The organism is Microvirga sp. 3-52 (genome assembly GCF_018383585.1).
Classification (GTDB): Bacteria; Pseudomonadota; Alphaproteobacteria; order Rhizobiales; family Beijerinckiaceae; genus Microvirga.
The window spans coordinates 70221-83529 of the sequence record NZ_JAHAMK010000033.1; the positions used below are offsets into that span (position 1 = coordinate 70221).

A 13309-nucleotide genomic window follows, 5' to 3' on the forward strand; every position below is an offset into this window, starting at 1 on the left:
GGCCGGTTCTCCAGCTTGTGAAGGCCAGCAATTTCCGGTTTGCTTCCCCCATGACACAGCGCCGCAATCTCATCACCGACGTCGCCGGCCTCCGCATCGGCAATGCCCACGATGCGGCCCTCGGCTCCGGCGTGACGGTCGCCCTCTTCGACGAGCCGGCGGTCACCTCGGTCTTTGCCATGGGCGGAGCCCCGGCCACCCGCGAGACCGATCTGCTCGATCCGGACAAGATGGTGCCGGCCATTCACGGCGTGGTCCTCTCCGGAGGCTCGGCCTTCGGCCTCGATGCGGCCGGGGGCGTCCAGGCCTATCTTCGGGAACAGGGGATCGGCTTTGCCGTCAGGGAGGCGCTCGTCCCCCTGGTTTCGCAGGCGTCCATCTTCGATCTCATCAACGGCGGCAACAAGGATTGGGGCCGCTATCCGCCCTATCGGGAACTCGGATACGAGGCCGCTCGGCGAGCCGGCCTGGACTTCGACCTCGGAACGTCCGGCGGCGGGTACGGCGCCACGACGGCGAACCTAAAGGGAGGCTTGGGCTCGGCGAGCACGACGACGTCCTCGGGCCATGCGGTCGGCGCTCTCGTCGTGGTGAACAGCGTCGCCTCGGCCATTGTCGGGGATGGCCCCCATTTTCTGGCGGGCGGCCTCGAGGAAGGTGACGAGTTCGGCGGGCACGGGCTTCCCGCCCGGATCACGCCCGACATGCGCAGGCTCATCTGGAAAGGCGGACCGCAGCCTGCCACCACCATCGCGCTCATCGCGACCGATGCCGTTCTGACGAAGGCTCAGGCCAAACGCCTTGCCGTCGCGTCCCATGCAGGCCTCGCGCGGGGGTTGCGTTTCTCCCACGCGCTGTTCGACGGCGACACGATCTTCGCCGCCGCCACGGGCCGAAAGCCGTTTCAGGACGAGGCGGCGGAGTTCACGGAACTCACGGCACTGGCCGCCGACTGCCTCACCCGTGCCATCGCGCGCGGCGTCTACGAGGCGAGGGCCCTGCCCTATCCGGGCGCGCAGCCGGCCTGGCGGGACAGGTTCCCAAGCGCTTAGAACCGCTCCGCCCGATAGGGCTTGGGATCGACGACAGGCGTTTCGCCCGTGATCATTTCGGCCAAAAGCCGTCCCGTCACCGGGCCGAGGGTCAGGCCGTGATGGGCGTGTCCGAAGCCGAACCAGAGGTTCTTGTGCTTGGGCGCCTTGCCGATGATCGGCATCATGTCCGGCGTGCAGGGGCGCATGCCCATCCACGGCTCCGGATCGACCCGCTCGCCGAGCGGGAAGAATTCCCGCGCGATCGGCTCGGCGCGCTGCAGCTGGACCGGGGTCTTCGGGGCATCGCGGTTGGCGAACTCCGCCCCTGTCGTGAGGCGGACGCCCTTCGACATGGGTGCCAGGAAATAGCCCCGGTCGAAGTCCAGTGTCGGCCGGTTGAGAACCGCGTTGCCCGCAGGCTTGTAGTGCATGTGGTAGCCGCGCTTGACCGCAAGCGGCAGGTCATACCCAAGCTTTGTCGTAAGCGCATCCGCCCAGGCCCCCAGGGCGATGACGACGGCTCCGGCGTCCACCGGCCCCTTCTCGGTCTGGACGCGCCAGCCGGTCGGTGTTTCCTCGAGCGTCCTGGCATCGCCCGAAGCCAGCTCGCCGCCGAGGCGCTCGAAAAGCCCGACATAACCCATGGTCAGCATGTGAGGATCGGAGACCGAAGCCGGGTCCGTCCAATGGATGCCGCCCTTGGTCTCGACCTTGAGATGCGGCTCGCGCTCCGCGACGGCCCTGGTGTCGAGCGCATTGAAGTTGACGCCGAAATCGCGCTTCACGTCCTCCGCGTCCTCGAACTGCTCATCCCGGCTCTTCTCGTCGCGGAACACCTTCATCCAGCCGGTCGGGCGGATCAGATGCGTGGAGCCGGATTCCTCCGCCAGCGCCATGTGCTCGGTGACGCTGCGCTCGATGAGAGGCGCGTACATCCGGGCAATCGCCTTGTGCTGGGCGGGACGCGAGTGCATCCAGTACTGCCACAGGAAGGGCGCGAGCTTCGGGATCGCGGCCCAATGGTAATGGGCGTCGATTGTGTTGTTCAGGGCGTAGCGCAGAAGGGCGCCGAAATCGTGCGGGAAGCCGTACGGATAGACGCCTTCGCGCTGGATCAGGCCCGCATTCCCGAAGGAAGTCTCCTCGCCGGGCTTGCGCTTGTCGATCAGCAGAACCGACCGTCCACGCTTCTGCAGATGCACGGCAATCGACACGCCGACAATGCCGGCCCCAAGAACAACCACATCCTTACGCATGAAGGCTCTGCCCCGTTCAAAATCGCTTCCGATCAAGGATAGCGAGCTCGTATCCTTTGTAACGAGGCCATGTCTACTCCCGTTGGCTCAGGGCCGTCCACGGATTTCCTGCCGCAAAGCCGCCTCTCCCCAGCCAGGTGGTCTTAGACTGGTTGATGACCGCCGTCGTGGCGCAATGCCCCGTTGCCGTTCACCAAGCCCCGTGCTACCGCGCGGCCATGACACGCCCGCTTCTCATCGCCCCCTCCATCCTGGCCTCCGACTTTTCAAAGCTCGGGGAGGAAATCCGCGCCATCGACGCCGCCGGTGCGGACTGGATCCACATCGACGTGATGGACGGGCATTTCGTGCCGAACATCACCATCGGTCCCGATGTGGTGAAGGCGCTGCGTCCTCATACGTCCAAGCCCTTCGACGTTCACCTGATGATCGCCCCGGTCGATCCCTATCTCGAAGCCTTCGCCAAGGCCGGCGCGGACATCATCAGCATCCATGCCGAGGCCGGGCCGCACCTTCACCGCTCGCTCCAGACCATCCGCAAGCTCGGGAAGAAGGCCGGAATCGTCCTCAATCCCGGCACTCATGAGGGCTCGATCGAGCCCGTGATCGACGATATCGACCTGATCCTGCTGATGACGGTCAATCCCGGCTTCGGCGGGCAGGCCTTCATCCCCTCGGTCTGCACCAAGCTGCGCCGGATCAAGGAAATGGTCGGCGACCGGAACGTCGATATCGAGATCGACGGCGGCGTGACCGCCGAGACCGCGCCACTGGTGGCCGAAGCCGGAGCCAACGTGCTCGTCGCCGGCTCCGCCACCTTCAAGGGCGGCCCCTCGGCCTACGCAACCAACATGGCGGCCATTCGCGAGGCGGCGGCAAAGGCGCGTTGAGATCACGGGGTGATCGTGCTACCGCGCGGGCATATCACCCGCGTGGAAGTGGAAAGCCATGATCCCCCGTTACAGCCGTCCCGAGATGGTGGCCATCTGGTCGCCGGAAACCAAGTTCCGCATCTGGTTCGAGATCGAGGCCCACGCCACTACGGCTCTGGCCAATCTCGGCGTCGTTCCCAAGGAAGCGGCGGAAACGGTCTGGGAGAAGGGCTCCAAGGCCACCTTCGACGTGGAGCGGATCGACGCCATCGAGCGTGAGGTCAAGCACGACGTCATCGCCTTCCTCACCCATCTGGCCGAAATCGTCGGTCCCGAGGCTCGCTTCGTCCACCAGGGCATGACCTCCTCGGACGTGCTCGACACCACCTTCAACGTGCAGCTCGCCCGGGCCTCGGACCTGCTGCTGCGCGATCTCGAGCAACTCCTCGCCGCCATCAAGCGCCGGGCCTTCGAGCACAAGATGACGCCCACCATCGGCCGCTCCCACGGCATCCACGCCGAGCCCACCACCTTCGGCCTCAAGCTTGCCCAGGCTTACGCAGAATTCGAGCGCTGCAAGGTCCGGCTGATCGAGGCGCAGCGGGAGATCTCCACCTGCGCCATCTCGGGCGCCGTCGGAACCTTCGCCAACATCGACCCGAGCGTCGAGGAATACGTGGCCGAGCAGATGGGCCTGTCCGTCGAGCCGGTCTCGACCCAGGTGATCCCGCGCGACCGGCACGCCATGTACTTCGCGACGCTCGGCGTCATCGCCTCGTCCATCGAGCGGCTGGCCACGGAGGTGCGCCACCTGCAGCGCAGCGAGGTTCTGGAGGCGGAAGAGTTCTTCTCGGCGGGCCAGAAGGGCTCGTCCGCCATGCCGCACAAGCGCAATCCGGTGCTCACCGAAAACCTGACGGGCCTTGCCCGCATGGTCCGGGCCTATGCCATCCCGGCTATGGAGAACGTGGCGCTCTGGCACGAGCGGGACATCTCCCATTCCTCCGTGGAGCGCATGATCGGACCCGACGCCACCGTGACCCTGGACTTCGCGCTCGCCCGGCTTACCAACGTCATCGACAAGCTCGTGGTCTACCCGGAGAACATGCAGAAGAACCTGGACCGCCTCGGCGGCCTCGTTCACTCGCAGCGGGTTCTCCTGGCCCTGACCCAGAAGGGCGCCTCCCGCGAGGACGCCTATCGGCTCGTCCAGCGCAACGCCATGCCTGTCTGGCGCGGCGAAGGCGACTTCCTCACCCTTCTGAAGAACGATTCCGACGTAACGAAGTACCTGTCGGCGGACGAGATCGCGGCGTGCTTCGACCTTGGCTACCACTATAAGCATGTGGATACGATCTTCACGCGGGTCTTCGGCGCAGGCGGCGCATAGCTGGGGGCTGGAAATATTTCCGCAATGAGCAAGAATCCCTGCTAGGCATCGGACCCGAAAGTGGATTCCACTTTCGGGGTTCATCCCGATGCCTCTTTGAAGAGCGCATCGTCCGGGACGGCAAACCGGGCCACTTTTCCGCACGATGCGTTGGGCGATCAACGGCGCGGGGATTGTTGCCATGCTGTCGGAGAAGCTTCTCGATCTTGCATTCACGCGGGCCGTGAGACACGGTTCTCTGGAGATGACGACGGCCGGTGGCCAGCGTTTCACCTTCGGCGACGGGACTGAACCCCGGGTCTCGATCCGCTTCACGGACGCCGCGGCCCAGATGGCCCTCTGCCTCCATCCGGAACTGAAGCTCGGTGAGTTGTTCGTGGACGGTCGCCTCGTCATCGAGAACGGCACCATCCTCGACCTGCTCCAGCTCCTCCTTCAGGAAACCCATGGGGAACTCGACGAGCTCCCTCTCCATCGCCTGCGCAAGATCCGTGCCAAGATGATGCGCCGCGCCGAAAACAACGCGGCGCGGTCCAAGCGCAACGTCGCCCACCATTATGACCTCGACGGCCGGCTTTATTCCCTCTTCCTCGACAGCGACCGCCAATATTCATGCGCCTATTTCGACCATCCGGACGTGAGCCTCGAAGAGGCCCAGATGGCCAAGAAACGGCACATCGCGGCCAAGCTGCTGGTCGATCCAGGCCATAGCGTCCTGGATATCGGCTCGGGCTGGGGTGGCATGGGGCTCTATCTGGCTCAGGTGGCCGGAGCGGGCTCGGTCAAAGGCGTCACCCTCTCCGAAGAACAGCTCGAGGTCTCACGCAAGCGATCCGCCACCGCCTGTCTTCAGGACCGGGTGCACTTCGACCTTCAGGATTACCGCACCACGAAGGGCTCGTTCGACCGGATCGTCTCGGTGGGCATGTTCGAGCATGTGGGCCTGCCCTCCTACGACGCCTATTTTCAAACCTGCCGGAGCCTCTTGAAGGAGGACGGGGTCATGCTCCTCCACACCATCGGGCGTTCGGGCACGCCCTATCCGACCAATCCCTGGATCACCAAGTACATCTTCCCCGGCGGGCACCTGCCCGTGCTGTCGGAGATGATGCCCGCGATCGAGCGCGCGGGCTTGGTGGTGACGGATATCGAGATCCTGCGCCTGCACTATGCCTACACGTTGAAGGCTTGGCGCGAGCGCTTCATGGCTCACCGGGAGGAGGTGCTGCGCCTCTACGACGAGCGCTTCTGCCGGATGTGGGAATGCTACCTCGCCATGTCCGAATCCGCCTTCCGCTGGCAGGACGCGGTGGTGTTCCAGCTCCAGCTCGCCCGGCGCAACGACGTCGTGCCCCTGACCCGCGATTATATCGCGGAGCGGGAGGCCGCCCTGAAGGAGGCGGAGCAGAACATGGAGTTGAAGCGGAGCGCTTGAACCGGTGGGGGTGGGTCTTTATCTCCGAGGCATGAAAACCTCCGATTGCGACATCCTCATCGTTCCAGGCCACACGAATTCCGGCGAAGACCACTGGCAGAGCCGATGGGAGCGCCAGCTCTCGACCGCATGGCGGGTCGAGCAGGAGAACTGGGACGCTCCCAACAAGGACGCCTGGGTCGAGCGCATCGTGCGCGACGTGGAGCGGGCCAAGAAGCCCGTCGTGCTCGTCGGCCACAGCCTCGGGGTGCTGGCGATCGCCCATGCAGCGCCGAGGCTCGCGGGCGGCAAGGTCCGGGGCGCCTTCCTGGTCAGCCTGCCGGATGTGGAGAGGCCGGACTTCATCCCGGCCATCGACCGGGCCTTCGCGCCGATCCCTCGCGAGCCTTTCCCCTTCCCGTCCATTCTCGTCGCCAGCCGAACCGATCCTCATTCCGACTACGCCAAGGCGGAAGACATCGCCTATGCCTGGGGCTCTGCCATCGTCGATGCGGGCGATGCGGGCCACCTCAACACGGAAAGCGGCCATGGGCCCTGGCCTGAGGGGCTGATGCGCTTTGCCGGATTCCTGAAACGGCTGTAAGGGCCCGCCCTTTATCCACATGACGAAAAGTTCATGCGCCAGTCACCTGAGGGAGAGCAGGATCGGAGCAATCTAATCCTATCGCCACCACGGAGGATACTCGCATGAAGACCCTTGCCACCATCGCTCTCGCTGCCCTGCTGGCCGGCTCCGGCACATATGCCATGGCGCAGCAGAATCCTGCTCCGGATGCGCCGGCGGCCTCCCAGGATCAAGGGCGACAGGATCGCCGTCCGCGCATGAGCCAGGACGATTTCAACCGCCTCGTCGACGCCCGCGTTGCCTCGATCAAAGCCGGCTTGAAGCTTTCCGGCGACCAGGAGCGTCTCTGGGCGCCCGTGGAGACGGCCATCCGCACCTCCGCGACCGAGCGCTTTACCCGCTTCGAACAGCGCCCGACCCGCGAGCAGCGCCAGTCCGCGGACTTCATGCAGCGCCTCGAACGGCGTAGCAGCATGAGGACGGAGGGCGCCCAGCGCTCGGCCGCCCTCACCACCGCCCTGCGCCCTCTCTGGGACACCTTCAGCGAAGACCAGAAGCGGATTGCACCGCGCCTCCTGCGTGAGGCCGTCGATTCCGATGGCCCACGCTGGAACGAGCGCGGCGGGCGCCGCGGCCACGGCCGTGATCATCATCGCATGGGAATGCATCAGGGCGGCCCCCGCGGTCCCGTGCAGCAATAACGACCGACAGCAAAAAGGCCGCCCGATGGGCGGCCTTAATCCTGATTCGGCTCTCTCAGCCTACGTCTTGTGAGATGATAGCTCGGCCGCCCTTTGAGGTTAGGCCCCTCACCCCGAATATAGTGGCGCTGCCAACCCTGCTTGAGTGTCTCCGGGTCTTTTGCAGCGAGCCTCGCAAGGAATTCCTTGCGGGACAGAGTCCATGCCCCGTGAGCAGCCTTGAGATCGGGATCGTCGTCGAGACTGGCGATTCTGGGACTAACGTTATCAAGCTGCGCATGCGGAACCAACGTGATAAAGCAAAAGGGCTCGCCTGCCTCGAACTGAATCGTGCAGGGCCGAGTAAAGCGCCAGTTCATTGTGAAGGGCATCGGCAACCAGTCCGTTTCGACAAGGCCATCAAGAGGCATGATTCCATCTTTGACGAAGTTGGGGCTTCCTCGCGCCCAGACAGCCCAGCCGGGATTGGTACGAAAGAGATAACCCGGCTGGAATGTGATTGCACCTTCCCCAAAATGCGGCCGGGCAAATCGAACATGTTCATTGTTAGGTGATTGCAAGGTGACGCCGTTGGGCGCCGAATCGCCGTTCCAGGTCGCACTGAAGGCACACGGGGAGAGGATTTCCCAGCCACTCGCGTTAGCAATCGACAGCGGGGTGCAACGATAGGCGAAACGCTGAACCGTCTCGTCCATCCAGCGCCGTTCTGAGCCCCCTGGAATGATTGCTGGCGGATTATTTTTGAGGCGGTAGCAAGTAAGCTCCGGCGGGTCGAGGCGATTATCAGCCTTGTCATTGGTGTCCACGATCTGATCGACCACTTTATCCTGCATTACCCCTCCAATGAAAAAGGCCGCCCTCGCGGGCGGCCTTTTGATCTTGCGAAGACTACTCGCGGATTAGCGCGAATAGAACTCAATTACAAGATTCGGTTCCATCTGGACCGGGTACGGCACTTCCGACAGGGTCGGGATGCGCGTCACGCGGGCCGTCATCTTGGAATGATCGACCTCGATGTAGTCCGGAACGTCACGCTCGGCGAGCTGGCTCGCCACGAGGACGACTTCGAGCTGCTTCGACTTGTCCTTCACCTCGATCACATCGCCGGCCTTCACCTGATAGCTCGGGATGTTCACGCGGCGGCCGTTGACCTTCACGTGACCATGGTTGACGAACTGACGGGCGGCGAAGGGGGTTGCGACGAACTTCGCCCGGTACACGACCGCGTCGAGACGGCGCTCGAGCAGACCGACCAGGTTCTCACCGGAGTCGCCCTTCAGGCGGATCGCCTCCGCGTAGTAGCGGCGGAACTGCTTCTCGGTGATGTTGGCGTAGTAGCCCTTGAGCTTCTGCTTGGCGCGCAGCTGCGTGCCGAAGTCGGACATCTTGCCCTTGCGGCGCTGGCCATGCTGGCCGGGACCGTATTCGCGGCGGTTCACAGGGCTCTTCGGGCGGCCCCAGATATTCTGACCCATGCGGCGGTCAAGCTTGTGCTTGGCCTGAATGCGCTTCGACATCGCTGTTCCTCTTTGTTGTCGAATTTGCGAGGAACGCGCCCTCCTCTTCCCCTCATGCCCGAGGAGGCCCAATGGGCCGTCTCGAGGGACGGGACGACAGGCCGACTTGGAGCCGGGCCACGGGAGCGTAAAAAGTTACGCGGCCCGTGAGGACCGCGCGAACGGGAGGCATTTAGACGGAAAAAGTGGGAAAGTCAATCAGAGACAAACCCATTCCCTCAGCCCGCGAGCAGCGGCATGTCCTCGACGGCTACGAGCGGCAGACCCCTGTCCTGCAGAGCTCCTCGGAGAGCGACGCTGATCCCTGCCCCGCTGGTGAACACGGCCATGGTCTCGTTCTCGTCGGCCTCGTGGCGGGGAACGGGCAGGCCGATCAGCTGCGCCACCCGCCGGGCGATCGCCGGAGCCGGATCGATCCAGGTGACGGGCCAGGGCGCCAGGGCCTGGAGGCGCGGGAGCAGCAGCGGGTAATGGGTGCAGCTCAGGGCCACGACATCGGTCCTGCCATCCGAGTCCTCGATGAAGCAGGGCCGAAGCTCCTCCAGCAGGTCCTCGTCCGATACGGGGCTGCCCGCAAGCTCCGCCTCTGCGAAGCCGGCGAGGCGGCGCGAGCCCACGAGATTGACCCTGCAGCCCGCCGCATAGGTCTCGATGAGGTCGCGGGTATAGTCCCGCACCACGGTGGCCGGGGTAGCGAGAACGGAGACATAGCCGGTCTGCGTCGTCCGGGCAGCCGGCTTGATCGCCGGAACGGTGCCGACAAACGGAATGGAGAACCGTTCGCGCAGATAGGGAAGCACAACGGTCGACGCCGTGTTGCAGGCCACCACGACGATATCCGGATCATGAAGGCCGATCAGACGCTCCATCACGGCCAGAACCCGCTCCGCCAGAACCGCCTCGCTCAGACGCCCGTAAGGAAATCCCGCATCGTCCGCCGCATAGACATAGCGCGCGTCCGGCCGAACCTTCAGGATCTCGGAGAAGACCGTGAGGCCACCGAGACCGGAATCGAAGACGAGGATGGTGGGGACAGGGGACGGCATGACGGCGGGATTATAGGTCGCCCCCGCCAGAAGATCGACACGCATGACTAACCCTTACGAACGCGACTTGGTCAGAAAGTCCGACAATCCTTGCCTGGTTTCCGGGGGCGCCATGTTCAGCCTGCGGCGCGGTCCCCGATCCTCCTTGCTCTCCGGCCCCTCTCCTTTCGGCATCTGAGCCGACAGGCGCTTGACGGGCCAGCCGTCGCTCCAGGTGCTCATGTCGACGAACTTGGGATCGCGCAGGAGAGCGGCCGCATCCTTGCCGGCGAAGGCCGCTTCGGACGCGATATCGAAGGTTTTCCAGAAGGCGAGAAAATCGAGCGTATCGGTGCCGTTGTTGCCGAGCTGCTGGGTCAGGATGGTCTGCGGCCCGCTGAGCGCCATGTCGGCGCTCCAGCGCCAGGTGTTCCTCTGCTTGGGATCACGTGGCGGATCGGGCGGCAGCTTGATGGCGGAGGCGTCGTAGCCGGCCTTCGGCGACCCAGGAGACGCGAGGGTTGCCGTCAGAGCCGGGAAGCCGTGATCGTCGGAAGAAGCCCGCATGAACAGCTTGCGGGTCGACGGAACGGCGCTGGCCTGCTGGAGGATCAGGCGGGAGACCCGGTCGCTCGGCAGATAATCCCGGTCGCCGCTCATGGCGATGATCAGGGTGGCCGGATCGATGGTCGAAAGGTCGCGCAGGAGAATGCCGCGCTCCTTCTCGTTAGACGCAATGCCGCCCGGCATCAGGCCGAAGATCAGCTTGGGCGCCGGGACCTTGCCTGAACTCACCCCGGCCGCGAGGTTGAGGGCGACCGGCATCCCGGCGGAATGGCCGATGAACGCCACTCGCTCGCTGTCGGGCCTGGCATTCGGGTCGTCCGCGAGTGCTGCAAGAGCGCTCTGGATCAGGTCCTCGGCGAGGTTCGACGCGTCGGCGGGACGGGAGCGGTTCACATCCTGGAAACGGGGAAAGAGCACGAGATGCCCCTTGCGGGCGAGATGATCGATCCAGCCGCCATAGAGGCCCGGATTCACGGCTCCCCAGGAATGCAGGAACACCACGACGGGGCGCGGCTTCGAGGGCATATCATTCCCATGAAACACGAACGTCCCGCTGCTCGCCGTGCCGACCGCCCGCTTCACCACCTCGGCGGACGTGTAGTCGCGCCCGCCCGGCCCCTGCTCGGGCTGCCGGGGCGGCGTTGCCGCGTGAGCCCACGGAGCCGAGAGAGAGACGCCAAGGAGCAGAATAGGCAGCAAGAAGCGGCGCATCGTCGTCTCGAACTCTCTTCCAATCGGCCAGATAGGGCCTAGCCGCTATAAAGCCACGATTTGCTTAAGGTTTTCTCAATCGTCTTCCTTCCGCAAGGGCACGAATCGCCCCACGCAGGGTACGGACCTCCTGCTCGGTCATGTCCAGCCGGTGGAAGATGTCCCGCATGTTGCGGGTCATGGTCGGCTTCTTATCCTCGGGGTAAAAGTTCACCGCCTCGAGCTCGGTCTCGATGTAGTCGAAGAACGACGTCACCATCTCGCGAGGCGCCGGAGGCGATTGCCGTCCGCCGTCGAAGGGCAATGCGCCTCCGGTGGCGAGCTTATGCCATTCGTAAGACACGAGAAGGACCGCCTGCGCGAGGTTGAGCGAGGAGAATTTCGGGTCCACGGGAAAGGTGATGATGGCATCCGCGAGCGACACCTCGTCGTTCTCGAGCCCCGTGCGCTCCCGCCCGAACAGGATGCCGACGCCCTGGCCTGACCCGAGGCGCCTTTGCGCCTCCGTCATGGCCACATCCGGCGCGAAGACCCGCTTCATCTGTCCCCGCTCGCGGGCGGTGGTGGCGAAGACGAAATTCAGATCCGCAATGGCCTCGCGGGCCGTGTCGTACAGCGTTGCCCGTTCCAGCACATGGGTCGCGCCGGAGGCGGCCGAATGCGCGCCCTTCTTGGGCCAGCCGTTGCGCGGCGACACGAGGCGCAATTCGGACAACCCGAAATTGGCCATGGCCCGAGCCACCATGCCGATGTTCTCGGCCAGTTGAGGTTCCACGAGGATGATGATCGGGCGGGTCATTGGATTTGATCGGATTGGATGAGCGGTGCTCTCCCATAGCGTCAAAACCGATGCCGCGACTAGCTCTGCCGATCGACACGACGGTTCCTGAGGTCGCCCCATGAAAAAGCCTCCCCGAGAAATCTCGGGGAGGCCCGTTCGGCACCGAACCGATGCTTCGCCTGATCTGTTACCAGCAGCCCCAGCCGCAATAATAATGGGGCCGGGCTGCGGCCGCGCCGATGGCCGCGCCGCCGACCACGCCGACCGCGGTGCCGACGGCCACCTGACTGGCGGCCGCGTTCGATTGCGCAACGTTGTTCCGGTAGTTGGCGTTCCGGCAGCGCTCAAAGGCCTTCGAGCCAGGCTTCAGGCCCGATTCCATGCAGACGGAATCAGCATTGGCCATGGATTGTTCGGCCGTCTGGCAGCCAGCCAGAACCAAGGCGGCAGCTCCGAGAATGATAGCAAGACGCATGTCAGCTCCCTTTTGTGTTCAACAAAGTCCCTCCGGCGGCATCCCGATCCGAACCTTAGGATCCGATGCCTCTGAGGAGGCCGCCGGAATGAGGGATCTGAACTACGGATAAGCTTGGCTTTCGGTGCGGCAGCACACGCAGCGTGGTGTGTTTTCCCGAAAAGGGAACCTTGACCCATGGATGTCCCTTATTTCCTCTCACTCCTACGTCATAGCGTCACAATCGAAAGCCAGCTTTCCCGGAGGACCGAGTGCCCCTGTTGCGTCTCCCTGCGCCAAGTGCCTGCCTGATTCTGTGTCTCACGCTGCCCGTATCTGCGATGCCGTCGCCGAGCACCTCTCCGGAACCGGCACCGCCCCTCTTCCACGGAAACTGGTGCGGCGCGGGCGATGCGAACCGGGCCTCCCCCATCGACGCGCTGGACGCAGCCTGCCGTGCTCACGATCTGTGCTATGAGAGGCATGGACGCAGCTTCTGCATTTGCGACCGGGCGATCCTCAAGGCAACAGCCGCACTCGTAAGGAGCCGCAAGATTCCGGAGGTCGTCCGGAGCAAGGCGGCGACCGTCAACTCGCTCTTCAGCGCCGCCTTGTGCACCGAGACGCCGAAAATTCCTCAACAGGCTGGAAAGCGCTGAATTCGTGCCCTGCCCCCACCTTCCCCCCCGGCCTTAACCGCGCTATAGCCCCCGCAACCATCCTGCCGCACGGCAGGACTGTTTCAGCCCCAAAAAGCGCAAGGTGAGATCATGGCGAAGATCAAGGTTGCCAATCCGGTCGTCGAGCTTGACGGCGACGAGATGACCCGCATTATCTGGCACTTCATCAAAGACAAGCTGATCCACCCCTATCTCGACATCGACCTGAAGTACTACGATCTCGGCGTCGAGCACCGCGACGCCACCAACGACCAGGTCACGGTGGATGCAGCCCACGCCATCAAGAAGTACGGCGTCGGCGTCAAATGCGCCACCATCACG

General features: G+C 64.3%; 14 protein-coding genes. 7 read left to right on the forward strand and 7 right to left on the reverse strand.

The window, feature by feature from the left end:
- The first annotated feature begins 50 nt into the window (after positions 1–50).
- Positions 51–1052 carry a P1 family peptidase gene (locus KHP60_RS20585; RefSeq protein ID WP_213566173.1) on the forward strand — a complete coding sequence of 334 codons (1002 nt, stop codon included), beginning with the start codon at positions 51–53 and terminating at the stop codon, positions 1050–1052.
- On the opposite strand, the gene KHP60_RS20590 is transcribed toward KHP60_RS20585, so the two are convergent.
- Positions 1049–2290, reverse strand: coding sequence for an FAD-binding oxidoreductase (locus KHP60_RS20590; RefSeq protein WP_213566174.1), 1242 nt, complete (start codon positions 2288–2290; stop codon positions 1049–1051). The two genes, KHP60_RS20585 and KHP60_RS20590, sit on opposite strands and share 4 nt — an antisense overlap.
- Before the next feature lie 218 nt (positions 2291–2508).
- Here KHP60_RS20590 and rpe point away from each other — a divergent pair, with 218 nt between their 5' ends.
- The 5 genes from rpe (at position 2509) to KHP60_RS20615 (ending at position 7253) form a co-directional block, all read left to right on the forward strand.
- Positions 2509–3180: a ribulose-phosphate 3-epimerase gene (rpe, locus tag KHP60_RS20595; protein WP_213566188.1), complete on the forward strand. Its 672-nt coding sequence runs from the start codon at positions 2509–2511 to the stop codon at positions 3178–3180.
- Positions 3181–3238: 58 nt separating this feature from the next.
- Positions 3239–4552, forward strand: coding sequence for an adenylosuccinate lyase (gene purB / locus KHP60_RS20600; protein WP_213566175.1), 1314 nt, complete (start codon positions 3239–3241; stop codon positions 4550–4552).
- A 181-nt stretch (positions 4553–4733) separates the two neighbouring features.
- Positions 4734–5987 carry a cyclopropane-fatty-acyl-phospholipid synthase family protein gene (locus tag KHP60_RS20605; protein WP_213566176.1) on the forward strand — a complete coding sequence of 418 codons (1254 nt, stop codon included), beginning with the start codon at positions 4734–4736 and terminating at the stop codon, positions 5985–5987.
- A 31-nt stretch (positions 5988–6018) separates the two neighbouring features.
- Complete coding sequence (locus tag KHP60_RS20610) at positions 6019–6570, forward strand: alpha/beta hydrolase (protein WP_213566177.1); 552 nt, start codon at positions 6019–6021, stop codon at positions 6568–6570.
- Between the two features lie 104 nt (positions 6571–6674).
- Positions 6675–7253 carry a Spy/CpxP family protein refolding chaperone gene (locus KHP60_RS20615; protein ID WP_213566178.1) on the forward strand — a complete coding sequence of 193 codons (579 nt, stop codon included), beginning with the start codon at positions 6675–6677 and terminating at the stop codon, positions 7251–7253.
- A gap of 35 nt (positions 7254–7288) precedes the next feature.
- Here the strand turns inward: KHP60_RS20615 and KHP60_RS20620 are convergent, their stop codons facing one another.
- The 6 genes from KHP60_RS20620 to KHP60_RS20645 all read right to left on the reverse strand — a co-directional run bounded on the left by KHP60_RS20620 (position 7289) and on the right by KHP60_RS20645 (position 12329).
- Positions 7289–8086 carry a DUF6065 family protein gene (locus tag KHP60_RS20620; protein WP_213566179.1) on the reverse strand — a complete coding sequence of 266 codons (798 nt, stop codon included), beginning with the start codon at positions 8084–8086 and terminating at the stop codon, positions 7289–7291.
- Positions 8087–8152: 66 nt separating this feature from the next.
- The gene (gene rpsD, locus KHP60_RS20625) at positions 8153–8770 is read right to left on the reverse strand and encodes a 30S ribosomal protein S4 (protein ID WP_213566180.1); all 618 of its coding nucleotides are present in this window, start codon (positions 8768–8770) and stop codon (positions 8153–8155) included.
- Positions 8771–8988: 218 nt separating this feature from the next.
- Positions 8989–9861, reverse strand: a complete 873-nt coding sequence (gene murI / locus KHP60_RS20630) for a glutamate racemase (protein ID WP_213566181.1) — start codon at positions 9859–9861, stop codon at positions 8989–8991.
- A 9-nt stretch (positions 9862–9870) separates the two neighbouring features.
- The gene (locus KHP60_RS20635; RefSeq protein WP_213566182.1) at positions 9871–11073 is read right to left on the reverse strand and encodes a dienelactone hydrolase family protein; all 1203 of its coding nucleotides are present in this window, start codon (positions 11071–11073) and stop codon (positions 9871–9873) included.
- 64 nt (positions 11074–11137) lie between these two features.
- Positions 11138–11872 carry an RNA methyltransferase gene (locus KHP60_RS20640; RefSeq protein ID WP_213566183.1) on the reverse strand — a complete coding sequence of 245 codons (735 nt, stop codon included), beginning with the start codon at positions 11870–11872 and terminating at the stop codon, positions 11138–11140.
- Between the two features lie 169 nt (positions 11873–12041).
- Entirely contained in the window at positions 12042–12329 is a 288-nt protein-coding gene (locus tag KHP60_RS20645) for a hypothetical protein (protein WP_213566184.1), read from the reverse strand.
- A 749-nt stretch (positions 12330–13078) separates the two neighbouring features.
- Here KHP60_RS20645 and KHP60_RS20650 point away from each other — a divergent pair.
- A partial coding sequence (locus tag KHP60_RS20650) for an isocitrate/isopropylmalate family dehydrogenase (RefSeq protein ID WP_249688971.1) occupies positions 13079–13309 on the forward strand: 231 nt, incomplete at its 3' end.

What these genes read in the sequence shown, in the direction of transcription:
- KHP60_RS20585 (WP_213566173.1), top strand. Translation starts at nt 51, where the DNA reads ATGACACAGCGCCGCAATCTCATCACCGACGTCGCCGGCCTCCGCATC.
- KHP60_RS20590 (WP_213566174.1), bottom strand. Translation starts at nt 2,290, where the DNA reads ATGCGTAAGGATGTGGTTGTTCTTGGGGCCGGCATTGTCGGCGTGTCG.
- rpe (WP_213566188.1), top strand. Translation starts at nt 2,509, where the DNA reads ATGACACGCCCGCTTCTCATCGCCCCCTCCATCCTGGCCTCCGACTTT.
- purB (WP_213566175.1), top strand. Translation starts at nt 3,239, where the DNA reads ATGATCCCCCGTTACAGCCGTCCCGAGATGGTGGCCATCTGGTCGCCG.
- KHP60_RS20605 (WP_213566176.1), top strand. Translation starts at nt 4,734, where the DNA reads ATGCTGTCGGAGAAGCTTCTCGATCTTGCATTCACGCGGGCCGTGAGA.
- KHP60_RS20610 (WP_213566177.1), top strand. Translation starts at nt 6,019, where the DNA reads ATGAAAACCTCCGATTGCGACATCCTCATCGTTCCAGGCCACACGAAT.
- KHP60_RS20615 (WP_213566178.1), top strand. Translation starts at nt 6,675, where the DNA reads ATGAAGACCCTTGCCACCATCGCTCTCGCTGCCCTGCTGGCCGGCTCC.
- KHP60_RS20620 (WP_213566179.1), bottom strand. Translation starts at nt 8,086, where the DNA reads ATGCAGGATAAAGTGGTCGATCAGATCGTGGACACCAATGACAAGGCT.
- rpsD (WP_213566180.1), bottom strand. Translation starts at nt 8,770, where the DNA reads ATGTCGAAGCGCATTCAGGCCAAGCACAAGCTTGACCGCCGCATGGGT.
- murI (WP_213566181.1), bottom strand. Translation starts at nt 9,861, where the DNA reads ATGCGTGTCGATCTTCTGGCGGGGGCGACCTATAATCCCGCCGTCATG.
- KHP60_RS20635 (WP_213566182.1), bottom strand. Translation starts at nt 11,073, where the DNA reads ATGCGCCGCTTCTTGCTGCCTATTCTGCTCCTTGGCGTCTCTCTCTCG.
- KHP60_RS20640 (WP_213566183.1), bottom strand. Translation starts at nt 11,872, where the DNA reads ATGACCCGCCCGATCATCATCCTCGTGGAACCTCAACTGGCCGAGAAC.
- KHP60_RS20645 (WP_213566184.1), bottom strand. Translation starts at nt 12,329, where the DNA reads ATGCGTCTTGCTATCATTCTCGGAGCTGCCGCCTTGGTTCTGGCTGGC.